Source organism: Ktedonobacteraceae bacterium, from assembly GCA_035653615.1.
In the GTDB taxonomy this organism is placed as follows: Bacteria; Chloroflexota; Ktedonobacteria; order Ktedonobacterales; family Ktedonobacteraceae; genus DASRBN01.
Window position 1 is genome coordinate 266,020 of the sequence record DASRBN010000025.1, and the last position, 14,674, is coordinate 280,693.

16 protein-coding genes are annotated in these 14,674 nt (G+C 55.5%); 5 read left to right on the plus strand and 11 right to left on the minus strand.

The features are described 5' to 3' along the window. Position 1 precedes the first annotated feature (1 nt). Together VFA09_13800 and VFA09_13805 are read right to left on the minus strand one after the other, a co-directional pair. Positions 2-1,192: a DegT/DnrJ/EryC1/StrS family aminotransferase gene (locus tag VFA09_13800; protein HZU68344.1), complete on the minus strand. Its 1,191-nt coding sequence runs from the start codon at positions 1,190-1,192 to the stop codon at positions 2-4. Between the two features lie 79 nt (positions 1,193-1,271). Continuing rightward, the gene (locus VFA09_13805) at positions 1,272-2,006 is read right to left on the minus strand and encodes a GntR family transcriptional regulator (GenBank protein ID HZU68345.1); all 735 of its coding nucleotides are present in this window, start codon (positions 2,004-2,006) and stop codon (positions 1,272-1,274) included. Positions 2,007-2,191: 185 nt separating this feature from the next. Between VFA09_13805 and VFA09_13810 the strand changes: the two genes are divergently transcribed. Next, entirely contained in the window at positions 2,192-2,623 is a 432-nt protein-coding gene (locus tag VFA09_13810) for a hypothetical protein (GenBank protein HZU68346.1), read from the plus strand. Between the two features lie 305 nt (positions 2,624-2,928). Here the strand turns inward: VFA09_13810 and VFA09_13815 are convergent, their stop codons facing one another. The 6 genes from VFA09_13815 to dps form a co-directional block, all read right to left on the minus strand. After that, the gene (locus tag VFA09_13815) at positions 2,929-3,291 is read right to left on the minus strand and encodes a transposase (GenBank protein ID HZU68347.1); all 363 of its coding nucleotides are present in this window, start codon (positions 3,289-3,291) and stop codon (positions 2,929-2,931) included. Next, positions 3,288-3,641: a hypothetical protein gene (locus tag VFA09_13820; protein HZU68348.1), complete on the minus strand. Its 354-nt coding sequence runs from the start codon at positions 3,639-3,641 to the stop codon at positions 3,288-3,290. Before VFA09_13820 ends, VFA09_13815 begins: the two co-directional genes overlap by 4 nt. A 233-nt stretch (positions 3,642-3,874) precedes the next feature. Next, positions 3,875-4,486 (minus strand): sigma-70 family RNA polymerase sigma factor, encoded by a 612-nt coding sequence (locus VFA09_13825; protein HZU68349.1) that lies wholly within the window; start codon positions 4,484-4,486, stop codon positions 3,875-3,877. 13 nt (positions 4,487-4,499) lie between these two features. Then, positions 4,500-5,162, minus strand: coding sequence for a hypothetical protein (locus VFA09_13830; protein HZU68350.1), 663 nt, complete (start codon positions 5,160-5,162; stop codon positions 4,500-4,502). A gap of 160 nt (positions 5,163-5,322) precedes the next feature. Then, positions 5,323-5,643, minus strand: coding sequence for a GlsB/YeaQ/YmgE family stress response membrane protein (locus VFA09_13835; GenBank protein HZU68351.1), 321 nt, complete (start codon positions 5,641-5,643; stop codon positions 5,323-5,325). 164 nt (positions 5,644-5,807) lie between these two features. Continuing rightward, positions 5,808-6,284 carry a DNA starvation/stationary phase protection protein Dps gene (gene dps, locus VFA09_13840; protein HZU68352.1) on the minus strand — a complete coding sequence of 159 codons (477 nt, stop codon included), beginning with the start codon at positions 6,282-6,284 and terminating at the stop codon, positions 5,808-5,810. A 177-nt stretch (positions 6,285-6,461) separates the two neighbouring features. Here dps and VFA09_13845 point away from each other — a divergent pair, with 177 nt between their 5' ends. From VFA09_13845 to VFA09_13860, 4 genes are all read left to right on the plus strand, one after another. Continuing rightward, positions 6,462-8,900 carry an AAA family ATPase gene (locus VFA09_13845; protein HZU68353.1) on the plus strand — a complete coding sequence of 813 codons (2,439 nt, stop codon included), beginning with the start codon at positions 6,462-6,464 and terminating at the stop codon, positions 8,898-8,900. A gap of 845 nt (positions 8,901-9,745) precedes the next feature. Then, entirely contained in the window at positions 9,746-10,459 is a 714-nt protein-coding gene (locus VFA09_13850; GenBank protein ID HZU68354.1) for a hypothetical protein, read from the plus strand. A 242-nt stretch (positions 10,460-10,701) separates the two neighbouring features. Further along, positions 10,702-11,322 carry a sigma-70 family RNA polymerase sigma factor gene (locus VFA09_13855; protein ID HZU68355.1) on the plus strand — a complete coding sequence of 207 codons (621 nt, stop codon included), beginning with the start codon at positions 10,702-10,704 and terminating at the stop codon, positions 11,320-11,322. 453 nt (positions 11,323-11,775) lie between these two features. After that, positions 11,776-12,969 carry an AI-2E family transporter gene (locus tag VFA09_13860; GenBank protein ID HZU68356.1) on the plus strand — a complete coding sequence of 398 codons (1,194 nt, stop codon included), beginning with the start codon at positions 11,776-11,778 and terminating at the stop codon, positions 12,967-12,969. A 114-nt stretch (positions 12,970-13,083) separates the two neighbouring features. Here VFA09_13860 and VFA09_13865 read toward each other — a convergent pair whose 3' ends face one another. The 3 genes from VFA09_13865 to VFA09_13875 all read right to left on the minus strand — a co-directional run bounded on the left by VFA09_13865 (position 13,084) and on the right by VFA09_13875 (position 14,568). Further along, on the minus strand, positions 13,084-13,272 hold the full coding sequence (locus tag VFA09_13865; protein ID HZU68357.1) for a hypothetical protein: 189 nt from the start codon (positions 13,270-13,272) through the stop codon (positions 13,084-13,086). Positions 13,273-13,329: 57 nt separating this feature from the next. Next, on the minus strand, positions 13,330-13,566 hold the full coding sequence (locus VFA09_13870; protein HZU68358.1) for a hypothetical protein: 237 nt from the start codon (positions 13,564-13,566) through the stop codon (positions 13,330-13,332). 162 nt (positions 13,567-13,728) lie between these two features. Continuing rightward, complete coding sequence (locus tag VFA09_13875) at positions 13,729-14,568, minus strand: hypothetical protein (protein HZU68359.1); 840 nt, start codon at positions 14,566-14,568, stop codon at positions 13,729-13,731. Positions 14,569-14,674: the final 106 nt, after the last annotated feature.

Genomic DNA, 14,674 nt, shown 5'->3' on the forward strand with positions numbered 1-14,674 from the left:
ATTAACTCAACCGGCGGTAAAAGTCATGGATAACTGCGCTTACACGTTCGATCTCGTCATCGCGCAGTTCCGGGAACATCGGCAGACAAAGGATTTGCTCGAACAGACGTCGCGCTACAGGAATTGGCCCGCAGTGGAAATGCTGATCGCGATAGGCAGGCTGATCCGGCACAAGCACCGGATAGATAATCTGCGTGCCGATTTCGTGTTCTGTCAAATAGGCACGCAACTCGTCGCGCCGAGGCGCAAGCACGGTGTACAGGTAATAAGCATGCGTACGACCAGGCGCGACAGAGGGCAGGACAAGAGATACATCTTCTAGATCAGCCAGCAACTGCCGGTAGCGGGCAGCGATCTCCTGCCTGCGCGCAATCCAGCCACGGAGATAGCGCAGCTTGACACGCAAGATAGCGGCCTGTATCTCATCCATGCGTTTCTGGTAGCCAATCATTTCATGGTGGTGCTTGACTTTCTGTCCCATATAGCGCAATTGCCGGATGCGTTCATCCAGCGCTGCATCGTTCGTCACGATAGCTCCGGCATCGCCGAATGCTCCGAAGGTCTTGGTGGGATAAAAAGAGAAGCAGCCGAGGTCACCAGATGACCCGGCAGGTATACCATGATAAAATGCCCCGTGTGCATGCGCTGCATCTTCAATCACGCGCAGTCCATGTCGCCGGGCAATCGCAAGAATTGGTTCCATGTCGCAAGGCTGGCCGTAGAGATGCACGGGAATAATGGCGCGTGTACGCCCGGTAATGGCCTCTTCAAGCAGGAGAGGATTTAGATTATAGGTATCAGCTTCCACATCGACAAAGACGGGGGTAGCTCCCACGTAGGTAATGGCAAAAACGGTGGCAATATAGGTATTGGGAACCGTAATGACCTCATCGCCGGGGCCAATGCCACAAGCCAGCAGTGCCAAATGCAGCGCATCTGTGCCGTTGCTGACGCCGATGGCATGACGGGTACCGCAAAAGGCCGCGTACTCTTGCTCGAAAGCTACCAGTTCGGGCCCCATTACATAGCGGCCACTCGGCAGAGTGCGATCAATGGCTTCGTGAATTTCCCGCTCAATCAGTTGATACTGACGTGCTACATCTTCAGCAGGAATGGGGGAAACCTCGCTGCCTGCTCTGACAGGTGGAGTGGATGTATTGATGATTTTCTGCCCGGTATTTTCTTGCAACATGCATCTCTCCAAGGAAGAAGAAATAGGCGAGCGTGACCGCCACGACAGGGACGATGCCTTGGAATGGCTTCCATGAAAGCTAGTAGCGTCGCCGATTGACATAAAACTGAAAATTTTCGCCCCGGTGATAATCATGCGAGGTGAGTACCGGTTTCCCCGTTCTGGTGAAATTGAGCTGTTCCATGCACAGCCAGGCTGTACGGCTTGAAACGCCAATCTGCGCACATAACTCTGTCGGGAGGGTGACGGCCCGGATGGTGGTGCGGCTACTGGCAATCTGCGCAGCCTGCTCATCGAAGAGACGCAGCAGCGAACCCGACCAGTCCAGCTCTTGCCACGCGCCCGGAATGAGCGTGCGAGGGAAGATATCGACGGAATAGATGAGCGGTTCACCACGCGAACTGCGTACACGCTCAAGCAGCAGGATAGATTGAGTCTCATCCAGTTGGAGCTGTCGCCGCACCTGTGGCGTGGGCATCTCCTCACGAATGCGCAGGACACGATTTTCGACGGTGTAGCCCATCTCTGTCATAAGTTCGGTGACGCTCTGCAACTGGGTAATGGGCTTGTGAAAAACCGCCTCGCGTGAGAGCACAAAATAGCCTTTGCCATGACGGCAATCAAGCAGACCTTCCTGCACCAGCCCCTTGAGTGCCTCGCGTACCGTCGCCCGGCTAGCCCCAAAACGCTCGCCCAGTTCTTTTTCCGAGGGAAGAGCACTACCTGCTGTATATTGCTCGTCTCGCAGCAGATCAACCACTGCTTCGCGCACCTGTTCCACCAACGATTGCCGTGCAATCGCCAGATTAGCCATGCCAACTCACCCTTCCTCAAAAGACAAATAACTGATAACAGATATCAGATGTCTGACATCTTATCAGATAAGTATACTGATGGATGTAGCCTTGTCAAGATCTTCATGTTGGTCGTGATTGTTGGTTAGTTGGTAAAAGTGGTATAAAAAAGGGAAGGAGAGAAACAAGCCGAAGGAGGAAACGCATGCGATTGCAGTTGTTGTTAGCGAAAGTGGAGCTCGAGCAGATCACGCCGCCCACCCATTGTGTGGATCCACAGTGCTCCAGTCAGAAGTTTCGCCTGCATCAGCCAGTCAAAAAAGTGCTGCGCGATACAGTCTATCAGGAAGTGCAGGTCTATCGCTATCAGTGCCTCAAATGCAAACGCACCTTTCGCGTCTATCCCCAAGGAGTCACGGCAGCGCAGAGCTCCTTGCGCGTCAAAGGACTGGCCGTCAAGCTCTATCTGTTGGGCTTAAGTTATGGAGCGACTTCGTTGGCGTTAGAGGCTCTTGGTGTCTCGATGTGTCGCAGTCGGGTCTATGATGCGGTGCAGGAAGCCGCAGTCGGGTGCCCGATCTCAAGCGCGAGCAGGTCTTCCAGGGACTGCGCACTCCTGCACTGGGAGCCGATCTGACTAGCGTGAAGGTCAAGGGGCACTGGTTGCCTCGCTTGGTTTCGTAGCGCAGCACCAGGTAATGGCCTGCTTTAGACGGACGCAACCCATGCACAAAGGCTTTGAGCGTCGAGAGGCTGCTGTAGCCTTGCGCTTGCAGGCGCAGCAGCATCGTCTCGCAGTTGTACAAGTGATCCTGCTCCATCCAGCTGCGGATCTGTCCCTTGTAGGGGTCGAGCACCGAGCCGCGCTTGGGATGAGGCACCGCCTCCGGTTTGCCCCGTAAGTAGCGCCGCACCGTATTGCGGGCGATGCCTAGTGCTTTCTCAAGAGACCTTTTCAGGAATGGATAAATGAGCTTCATAGGGACAGCGATAATAGGCGCACATGCGCTCAGCCAGTTGCTTGGCACTGAGCAAGCCATTGGGTTCGACCACGGCGCGCTTGCCATGCACCCACTTGGGTTCAATGGGATTGAGCCAGGGACTTTGCTTGGGCAGAAACAATGGGAGAATGCGCAGGCCTTTGCCCGAGGTCTTGACCTGCACGTTGTGCTCACGAATCCAGCTGCGCACGAGTTTGCTGGCATGCCAGGAGGCGTTGTCCCAGATGAGCAACCAGCAAGTCTTTCCCTGGGCTTGCAATTGCGTGCAGCACCCGTCCAGAAACTGGGTGGTGATGTCGCTCACCGGACGACCATCCACAAAGCGCAGCGACATGTGGTCGCGGATGGGGGCATCGGCTGGCCCTCGTTGCTACGAGCGGATGCTAACAGAATCTGGCAGCGACGAAGGACAAAGGCATCCGATGAACGCAAACCCGCTTCGATCTGCTCGCGTTCGTCCTGGCTCAAGGAGCGTACAAAGATAGGTGGTCTCATGCTTCTCAGTATACCACATTCCCAATCACCTCTCTTGAGTTTGCACCAGGTCGCCTCTGGCCCAGGTGTGGATGTCGGCCAGGCTGGGTAGACAAATGGACGATGCGCACGTGTGGGCTGTATGATCGTATGTGTGGTGCCGTCTTTAGACTCCATCATGGTAGAGTTTCCGTTTCGTTTTGTATCCTCGCCCCTCGGGAGGGAACCAGACGTCATGGAACCACAGGGCGCCCACAAAGATCACGAAGAGCAGCAATAGGGAGATGGACGTTAGCATAATGATGTCCTTTCCGGTTGTATTCCAGACGTCCTTCCTGCTCACTTTGAGCGCGATATGACGAGAGGAAGAGAGACTGCATAGAATGCAGCAGGCTCTTTCATAGCTTCTTGTCTCAGTAGTACATAAACTCCGACTCCAGCAGCGTACGCAACGGCTTTCTCGCGCGATAAAAGTACGTCTTAGCCGTTGTTTCTGGAATGCTAAGCGCCTGACCAATCTCGCGGAAGCTCAGTTGGGTAGTATAGCGGAGCAGCACGACCGCGCGGTAGCGTACGGGTAATGTCTCAATCGCATCAAGGAGCCGCTGTCGTAGCTCGTGCAGTTCGACCTGCTCCTCTGGCTGGAGATCCGGGTCAGGGAGCCTGGTAAGGCATGCGTATTCCCCCCCGCCTGGGAACGGCTCGATCTCAGAAAAGAGGATGGGCCGCCTGCGACGCAGCTCATCGATAGAGCGGCGACGTGCCACCTGGCTTAACCATGCCCTGAGCGTGTCCCCCGATACCAGTGTGGGTAACGAGTGGTACAATTGGAGGAAGACATGTTGCAAGACATCGTGTGCAAGGTGTTCATCGCGCACGATGCGGGAAATTAGGAGCAAAAGCAAGGCACTATATCGGTTGACCAGCATTTCGAACGCATCTTGATCGCCGATGTGTGCTTGTTGGATCAGGATATCATCTGTCGGCTCTGAGCGGTGTTTATTTGACATGAGGTGCGTTTGCATACATGTATCCTTGTTACTCTTCGAACCTCAAATAGTGAGGATGTCTCGCGGTCGCTACCCATGTACCGAACAGACTCACGAGCCCCCCACCAATACACCAGAGACAGAGCAGCAGCAACGAGATCACCAGACTCCCAGTCGTTCTGGCCGTCCCGTTTACTACGAGGTTGCCTGGATAGCTGGAGATGAGACTCACCAGAAAGGTGATGAGGTAGAAAATGGCTCCTGCAAGCGCGCCTGCCAGGAAGCCGAGCCGGCGTCGGACAGCTATTCTGCCCACGATCAAACCGACAACAAAGCCAATGAGCAGGCTGATTGTGAAATTGAGGAGTTCCAATCCTGCCAGGGCAAGAGCCGTCTTGACGGTCAACGTATCCACTGCAATTTGCTTGCTGGCTGCATGAAAGGTCCCCGCAAACACGAGGGTGACCAATATCGTCAGCAGGGCAGTCAACACCCCTGCAATGACACCGGCAATCGCTGCATAGTATAACCCCCTTTGTGGAAGGAAAGTGCGTTGCTGAGTACGTGGGCCGCTGAGTGGTACCTGAGGTGCATCTTTGAGCGTCCCAGTTGGTTCGTTGCCGGGCGGTCCAGCTGGCTCGCTGGTGATGGGTAAGAGATTTCCATCGCTGTGAGGGGAGTGCAGATCGCTCTGCAACGTTGAGTCTTGCATCTTGTTTCTCCTTAAATTAATGAATTGATGTTGTTTTCGCTTCTAAAAGATCACGATGAATATGATGCAGCTTGCCCTCAATCTCACGAATCTGGGAAGCCATGACACTCATTGGACATCGAGTACCACTTTTTTCCCTATCTCTGGTCCACGGTACTCCTTATCGCCGCCCCCATCCTCTACGCCTGGAGCCTCCACCAGTGACCACGTGTAAGATGGCCAGGAGAATACAGGCACCAATAAAAGCGATCACAATCGTCACAATCAGACTAGAAGAGCCTCCCAGCCCCAGGAAATCAGCCAACCATCCTCCGATGAACGCTCCAATCAGGCCCACCACTATGTCACCGATCAGCCCATAGCCTCCCCCACGCATCACCCGGCTGGCAAGAAAGCCAGCCACCAACCCAACCAGCAGCCACCAGAGTACATTTGTCAGACTCAGATTCACTGCAGCAAGCAGAACTAACGCAAGTGTCATGATTTTGTCCTTTTCTTGATACCGAAGTATCACTCTCTGCTCTTGACCGTCTTCCCGTCAGGCCCACCCACTCGGGCAGGGGAGGAAAGAGAGGTTCTGCTTTCAGTGTAGCTACCGAGCGTTATAGAAAGCGTTGTTCAAACGTTAAACGCCGTCTTCCCCGCTCAACTGCCTGCTTGTTGGCTCGTTTCGACGAACCAGAGCCATTTGTCGATGCCGCGGGCGATCTCGGTGAAGATAGCGGCGGTATCAGCATCCTTCAGTTCGCTCACCTGCTCGCTGGCGTAGCGTACATGTTTGCCAAAGGCGGTGAGCGTCGTCGAGAGCGCAGCGATATGGCCGTTGCCATCTGCTGTTAAAAGCCGATACTCATCGAGCGAAGTCCTCCTGGCGACCGCGTGTGCCGTTCCCTCAGCCATGCCGCCCAGTTGCACAATGTGCTCGGCAATCAGGTTCGCATACTCCTCCACTTCCCGGGCAACCTTGTCGAACAGTTCGCGCAGGGTCATGAAATGCGGCCCTTTGACGTTCCAGTACGCCTGCCTGCTTTGCAACTGCAGATCGATGGCGTCTGCCAGGCGGCGGTTCAACAGTTCGATGAGCCTGTCCTGCTCATGCAGGCCATTATTTTTCTTGGGCATGGGAGCACTCCTTTCACTCAAGTCGTATTTGTGCGATAATGGATAGGTTACTTGTGATAGGTACATTGAAACGCTCTCACATTCTTTGTTCCTTGTAGGTCGATATATCGAGTCAGTTCTCATGTCTGTATCTACTCTTCTCACATGATAGCCGCGTAGCGTTATGAGGAACGTTAAATGGGCAAGCTGTACTTGACATTACTGGGTCCACCAGAAGTGCGCCATGCTGATCAGGTGCTGTTGTTCTCCACACGCAAGGAACTCGCGCTCCTCATCTACCTGGCGGTGGAAGGCCGCGTCCATTCGCGCAAGCATCTCTCCGAGCAGTTCTGGCCAGAAGGGGACGCGAGGCATGGCCGCGCAGCGTTGCGTATTAGCCTGCTCCATCTGCGTCATATGCTGGGTGAGGGCGCCGATGCTTCCCCTGTCCCTCACTTGCTCATCCAACGCGACACCCTCGGTCTTGATCCCACCTCCGCTCTCGAACTTGACCTCCAAATCCTCCTGGAAGCCTGGAAGTCGGCGCGTGCCTCGGCCGGTACAACGCTGACCATACCGGAAGTCACGCGTCACCGGCTGCTCGCCCATCTCCAACATGCGGCCGGCCTCCCGCGCGGCGAGTTCCTGGAAGGCTTCTCGCTGCGCGATGCCCCGGCCTTCGACGACTGGGTGCGTTTCCAACGCGAATACTGGCACCTGCGTACAAATGAGGTCTTCGACCGGCTCTCCCAGCTACAATTCGAGGCAGGAGAGCTTGAGGCTGCTATTGAAACGGTCAGGCGCTGGCTCGTCCTCTCCCCACTGCATGAGGATGCCTACCAGCGTCTGATGCGCTTGCACTTCGCGGCCGGTGACCGGGTCGCCGCGTTGCACGCTTATGATGTTTGCCGGACGATGCTGATCACCAGCATGCAGACAGAGCCAACCTCTGAAACTGTCGGGCTGGCCAGCCGTATGCGCGCCGTTGCTCCTCCTCGACGCAGGGAAACACCCAAGCCCCCGGTAGCGTTCCTCGATGGGCCCCTGCTGGGACGAACGACGGAGTTGAGCACGTTGATCAAGGTCTACCATATGGCGCGACAGGGCCAGACGCAGGTCGTGCTGCTGGAGGGAGAGGTCGGCATTGGTAAGACGCGGCTGGCGAGCGAGTTTCTGGCCTGGGCAGAGCTAGAGGGGGCAGACGTGCTGCGGGGACAGGCCTTTGAAAGTGGTGGTCAGCTGCCCTACCGGCCCGTGATCGAAGCCTTGCGCCCACGCATTGAGCGAGAGAATGCCCCGGACGACCTGCTTTCAGATATATGGCTGGCGGAACTCGCGCGCCTGCTCCCCGAACTATACGACCGCTATCCCGACCTGCCCGCTCCTGTAGGGGAGAAGTTGGTGGCACGCAATCGGTTGTTCGAAGCGGTGGCGCGCCTGGGACAGTCTCTGGCGGCACGGACGCCGCTGGTGTTGTTCATCGATGATGTGCAGTGGGCCGATGCCGCCTCGCTCGACGTGTTGCATTATCTCGCGCGGCGCTTCGCGGAGAGCCAGGCGCCCGCGTTCCTGCTCCTGACGCTGCGCATGGAAGAGAGAGAGATGAGGCCCACGCTTGCCGAGTGGCGAACTGCTATGGAACGCGCCGTACCGCTGAGCCGCCTGCCGCTCGGCCCCCTCGCCTTTGAAGACATTGTACGCTTGCTCCAGGCACTTGGGGGGCCAGCGGGCAAAGACGAGCGGCGAACGGCGGACCTGGAACGCTTTGGACAGTGGCTGTTTGCTGAAACAGAGGGGCAACCGTTCTATGTGATGGAAACGCTCAAGGTGTTGCTCGAGCATGGCGTGCTCGCCTCTCACCCGAACGACGATGGCGGATGGACCATTGACTTTACCGCCGCCATGGAGCATGAGACGGTGGTACGTGGGTTCTTCCCACCCAGCGTGCGCGAAGTCATCTGCGCCCGGTTGTATCGACTTCCACCGAACGCTTTTGCGCTGCTGGTGGCAGGAACCATTCTCGGCCAGGGAATCACCTTTGCGCGCCTGTGTCAGGTGGCCGACCTCACAGAACGTGACGGACTCTCTGCCCTGGACGAGGTGCTGCACAGCGGTCTACTGCTAGAGTCGGAGCGCCAGGTAAGGCCAATGAGTGATGGGCGCTACGTGTTCGCGCACGCGAAGATACGTGCGGTGATCTATGCTGAGGCGGGGGAGGCGCGGCGCTCCATCTTTCATCGCCGTGCATTGGAAGTGTTGCAAGCGGTGCCTGAACCTGCGGCGGAACTGGCATATCATGCCCTGGCTGCGGGGCTGGTAGAACCAGCTTTCCACTGGAGTCTCGCGGCAGGCGATGAGGCGATGCAGGTGGTAGCCGTGACCAGTGCCATCTCCTACTACGAACAAGCACAGCACCTGATGGACGAGCGCTTGCATGGCAATGACCTGGGAGCCATGCTCCCTGCGCCGGAGATCGAGCACCTCTACACTCATCTGGGACGAGCATATGAACTGAACGCCCAGTGGGAGAAGGCGCGGGCGGTGTATACCTTGATGCTCGCGTATGCTCAGGATGCCTGTCAGTCGGTGATGGAGAGCACCGCCCAGAACCACCTGGCAATCCTGGCCACGCGATAGTCCTTCGATCTGGTATCTACTCGAGGCAGCGCGATGGCTTGCCGAAGCGTGCGGTGAGCGGATGCTACTCGCATAGACTCGCTGCGTGCAGTCACCTTTCCTCCAATTCTGCGTCGCTGACGGGTCACCATAACAATGATACCACTGGCGAATCCTCCTAGTAGATATACAGGAGAGAAAAGTATTTGCTAAGATAGAGGCATATCATAGGAAAGAACATGCATCAACTGGTGCTGAAGGAGAACTGATATGTCGCTGCACCCTCAAGTGCTCTGTCCTATCCCTGAAGAACAGGCTGGTACACGAGTCCTGGCCCTCCAGGTGCAACAGAGGCGAAGTTGCCCAACGGCAAGGCCATCTGGTGCGTAATCTTATCCGTCTCGCAAGCGTACCTTTGCACAGAAACCAGGTTCTCGCAATGACCTCCTCTAAGGAACTGCTTCCTCTGGTCATGTGACGACTGGAACGATACCATCAGTTCACTGGCCGGTACCGGCACAAGGGTGACGTACTTCCAGTACAATAACTACGGCGGCAGTTCCCTCACCATTCCTGCCAACACGCCGATTCCTGACCTTGGAAAGCTCGGCTAGAACAATGGCATTTCGGCGGTCGTCAACCGGGGATAGTAGATAGGGGTAGTGCTGTGGAATAGGTGGCTGAGGGGGCCAATGACTATCCTCTGTCTCTGATTAACATTTTTTTAACGCTTTATTTAACGCCGGGTGGTTAGTATGCTCTTAGCTACAAATCATCAGGACGTATTGCGGCAAACATAGGGAGATTCTTGATCAAGCCTGGTTCCAGCTTGAAGCAACATGAAGCCCGTGAAAAGCAGGTGAGGTATGAGCAATAATGTAAGCCGAAAGACGCAGGAGCTTCTTCCTGAGCAGGCCAGACCTGCTCTCCTTCTAAGAACAAGTGCAAACATCGCGCTGAGTAATGCAGGGCTTGCAGAACAATGCCTCCTGGAACTGGGTGCCTATCATCGTAGCGAGCCATGCGACCAGCCCTTTGGGCTTGAACTCTTCCGCCGCGCGACCGTCGAGGGTGACCTGGAGGCGCGGGAATGGGTGCAACGCTGCTTCGGCGAGATCGTGCTCACCTGGCTGCGCCGCCATCCGAGCGGAGCGACAGCCTGCCGCCTGGAGAGCGAAGAGAACTTCATAGCGCTTACCTTCGAGCGCTTCTGGCAGGCGACCGCCTTGACCCAGCAGGTGTCATGCAAGACGTTAGCAGCTGCCTTGCAGTACTTGCAAGCCAGCCTCCACGGGGCGATCCTGGATACCTTGCGCGCTTACTCGCAGCCTAAGGAGTCCTCGTTGCCGGAGCCGGGTGAGGCTGGCGCAGAAGATCAGACTGATAGCCTCGCGGGCTGGGAGATTCTCCAAACGTCGCTACCCCACCGGCGTGAGCGGCGGCTGACCTATCTGCTCTATCATTGCGGGCTCCAGCCCAAAGAGATTGTGCAGTTCTGCCCGCAGGAGTGGAGCGATGTGCAGGAGATTTACCGCATACGGAGCACTATCCTGGATCGGCTCACGCGCAATGCGAACTAACTCCAGTGCCGGCTCAACCAGGAGGGACGTTCGTGGAGTGATAAAAATTTCCGCCCAGAGGTCCGTTCGATCAAATTTTGATCGAATGAACATACCACACCTTAGGTTGTACAAATTGTGGCGCTGATCGCGCAGAAGCACCATGATCAGTTCACAAAAAAACAAAACTCGAAGCCCATGTTTGAGTAAGCCCATCTCGAACAGAGACCAGCAATACCAGGCTTTATAGGAACGAGAATCTGATGCAAGTATCACACAACCTGGAGGTATCCCTCCCAGGCGCCGTCTCCTGGCAAGCAGAGCAGGACGATACGCAACTGGTGAAAGCCAGTCAACAGGGGGACCAGGATGCCTTTGCCCTGCTCGTGCAAAGACACCAGCGCCGCGTCTTCAATATAAGTTTGCGTATGCTGCAGGACTACGAAGAGGCCAGCGAGGTCACGCAGGAAGCGTTTCTGGCTGCATGGCAAGGACTGCCGTCGTTCCGTGGCGAGGCGCGCTTTGCAACCTGGCTGTATCGCATTGCCTACCATTGTTCTTTGCGACAGCTTGAACAGCACAAGCGGGGGAGAGCTTTGCAAGCGGCCATACAGGAGGAACAGATCCGCGAGGAGGTGAATAAGGAGAGGCAGGTAGAAGCTATTCTGGAGCTACGCGACTGGCAGATCATGGTGCGCAAGCAGATGGAGAACCTGCCAGCCAGGTACCGCATGGTGTTGATCCTGCGCTACCTGCAGGAAATGACGTATGAAGAGATGGCCGGGGCCCTCGCCATACCTGTTGGCACGATCAAGACCCACCTCTTTCGGGCCAGGCATCTCCTGAAGGAACGACTGCATAACGCTTTTTCTAACGCTCCGTAGCTCTCCTTAAGAGCCGTATGCATTGAGGAGACCTCTTCAAGAGGGAAAAAGCATGGTAGAGAGAAAATAGCGTGCAAGAACAAGTGAAGCAACAGCATATTGCGGTCAAGGTTTACCGAACAGACGAGCGCCTGATGGTCGCATCTCCTATGGCTGGACTGGAACCCGAGAACATTCTGGTCGAAGGGATCTATTCCTGTGCTGCTCTTTGCAGGCGTGATTGCGGATACGCCAGGGATCGAGACGGTCATATATCTGCCAGCGGTAGCCATTCTGGGACTTAGCTGGTGGGCGGCACGCTACAGTATTCATGCTTGAAAGTCCTAGTGGATTAAGGGATCTCATGCGGAGGCAAGCGAGACCGCGCTTTAGGAACGAGGACCTGATGCAAATGGCACAGCGCCTTGTCGGTTCAGAGTCAGGGTAAGTTGTCTCCTAAAAGGAAGAAAGTTTATGTCTTCAGATACTCGTCCTCGTAATATCAGAGACGTTGATTCTGTAGCAGTGATCGCCAAATGGATCCGACGATGCGGCCTGCCACTCGCCATTCTCGCATGGACGGGAGTCGCCCTGCTCATCCTGTGGCTTGCAGGACACGTGATCCAAACCTTGCTTCTACTCACGATTGCGGCCTTGCTCGCTTATGCGCTCGCGCCTGCTGTGAAGTTGCTGGAGCGCGTGATGCCGCGTTTCCTCGCCATCCTCATTGTCTACCTCATTGTGCTAGGTCTTCTCAGTGTGCTGCTCTACCTGATTGTGAGGACCGCGATCGAGCAGTTCATCGCGCTCTCCGGCTATGTGCGGTTTTTGCTGACGCCAGGAAAAAGTGGCCAGCTCACGCCCTTAGAACAAACAGTGAGATCCCTTGGCATCTCGCAGAGCCAGATTGACTCGGCACGTGATCAGATCGTAGCCAGCATCGAAGGCTTCGCAGGGAGTGTTGTCCCGCTGCTCACAGGACTCGTTGGTGCCCTTCTGGATGTCATTCTGGTGGCAGTGCTCAGTATTTACCTGCTCGCCAGTGGCTCTCGTGTGTCCGACTGGTTACGCCGGAACATGCCGGATCAGCAGCAAGGAGCTATGAGGTTTTTGTTAGATACCCTGCAGCGTGTCGTGGGTGGCTACATTCGCGGTCAGTTGATTCTGTGTGGGCTGATTGGCCTCCTCGTGGGAGTCGGGATGCAGATTATCGGCGTGCCGTTTGCCCTCTTACTGGGTGTACTGGCGTTCGCCTTAGAGTTCATTCCAGTATTGGGAACGCTGGTCTCTGGTGCGATCTGCGTGCTTCTCGCCCTGACCAGGGGGTGGGTCTTCGCTGTGATCGTGCTGGTCTACTTTGTTGTCGTGCATGTGCTTGAGGGCGATGTGGTGGGGCCGCGCATCGTCGGGAAGACCATTGGCCTGCACCCGGTTGTTTCTCTGGCTGCGCTGATCGCTGGGGCCGAACTCTTTGGCATCGCTGGTGCGCTCCTGGCTTCGCCTGTCGCAGGGGTACTGCAGGCACTGCTGATTGCCATCTGGTCACAATGGCGCGTAACCCACCCGGGTGAGTTCCGGAGGGCGAAAGATGACATGACTGAAAAGGTGGAGGAAACCGTTACAGAGACGCCGGGCGATCCAGAACCAACAATGAAGTCGCTTTCGTAGGTCGCTTCATCTCTTCTTTACATCCATCGTGACCTTTTAGAAGCGAAAACAGCCAGTTGATAAGGATATGCTACAAAGCCTGTGAGGGGTCTAGATTGCTTCCCTCACAGGCCTTTATCGTTCATAGATGGCAGTGAACCATGTACGGAGGAAGATATCCCGCCCTGCTTCTGTACAAGAGACCAGCCGCCAGCCCTGTTCTACGTGTCGCTTCAAGTCACGTTCATACTTGCGATGTGATGAACGGAACAGACCGGGTCTGTAACTCTTCGATGCTTGTTGTGTGGTGATCTGCTGTGACATTGTTTTTCCTTTTGCAAGGTGTAGAATATTAAGAGTGTCTCTACACGTCTCTTCAGCTCATGTATGAATTCGCGTATAGCGGCGTGTCGGATCCCAGGCCTTTTGAGTTGTATCACGATCGTTCCCCTGCTCTGGTTGGAGATGTCCTCGCGCTATCAGCACCCGGCAATTGGCTTGATGCCATTGCTCACGCGGCGTATTTCCTGGGAACACCACCTGCACATAGTGATATCCTTGATTGGACGTGCGTCCAATCCAGATCCTCTCTGTCTGGTCGAGGGTGGGCATGGTCATAGGCTCCTTTTCCTTCTCGCGGCTTCCTCCTGGATACAGTTCCTGGGGAGTAACTTCGTTACGCTTTCTCGCTGGTATGCAGAACGCCTCAGGTCGGAGATGATGCCTGAAAGAACGTGTCCGAAAAGAGCGATGTGGCACATGGGATCATATTACGAGAAGTCACGCCAGGACTTCCTGCGTTCTTTCTCTCCCACTAAATGCTGTCCCTCTGACTTCGTATCCTCGCTCATCCATCCGGGGTCCGAAGAATTCAAGACGGTAGACGCCGCTGGGACACGTGACTTCATGATAGTAGCAGAACTGTGGGAAAACGGTTTGGACAGCGCTGCCATTGCTCACCTGTTGTGGTGGCAATGTGTGGAAGTGCTGGATCGCTTCGGCACGGCCAGCATATTCATAGACTTGCCCATCGGCGGCAATCACCGTGTAATGAGTGGTAGAGGGAAACTGCATACAAGGAACAAGGAAGGTGATGTCGCTATGATCGCTGCTCTCTAAGATCGTGCAGTCAGCAGAGAACCACTTTCTCCAGGAGGCATTCGAGAACGTTCCTCGTTGGAGGTCAAGATAGCACACGGCGTAGTCGGTTCCAGAAACGGCTCCTAGATGCTCCCGTTCATCCCCATTGATGATGACGCGCATGTTTTTACTCGCGCTCCAGTAGCCAGAGCCGCCTTTGGGATGCTCCGAGGCATGCTCGCTAAAGAGCAGAATGGGTATGCCTTGTTGATAGGTTGTACGGGCCTCTTCTTGTGAAACCTCCCTCCAGGTGGAAAGAGGAACAGAGAAGTTGCTACTCTTCTTCAGAGACGCTCTCTCTGGCAACTTTGATTTCGATGACTGCGATGAGGGAGGAACGTCGAAGTCGATGAGTTGCTTCATGGCACGAGTGAGGTCGGGAACAGAAAGTTCCTCTCCATTGCGCAATTGTGCATGGTACGTTCTTTCCAGCAGCCATTGTTCACTGAGTTGCTCTGAAAATGGGGCAATGATGGTCATCAGTTGTGTCCTTTCGCTTTTGCATTGTCATTGGAACAATACCCCAAGTACTGTTTCACCTATTTCTCATACACCACAGTCAATCGACCGGTATGTGCTTGATCAT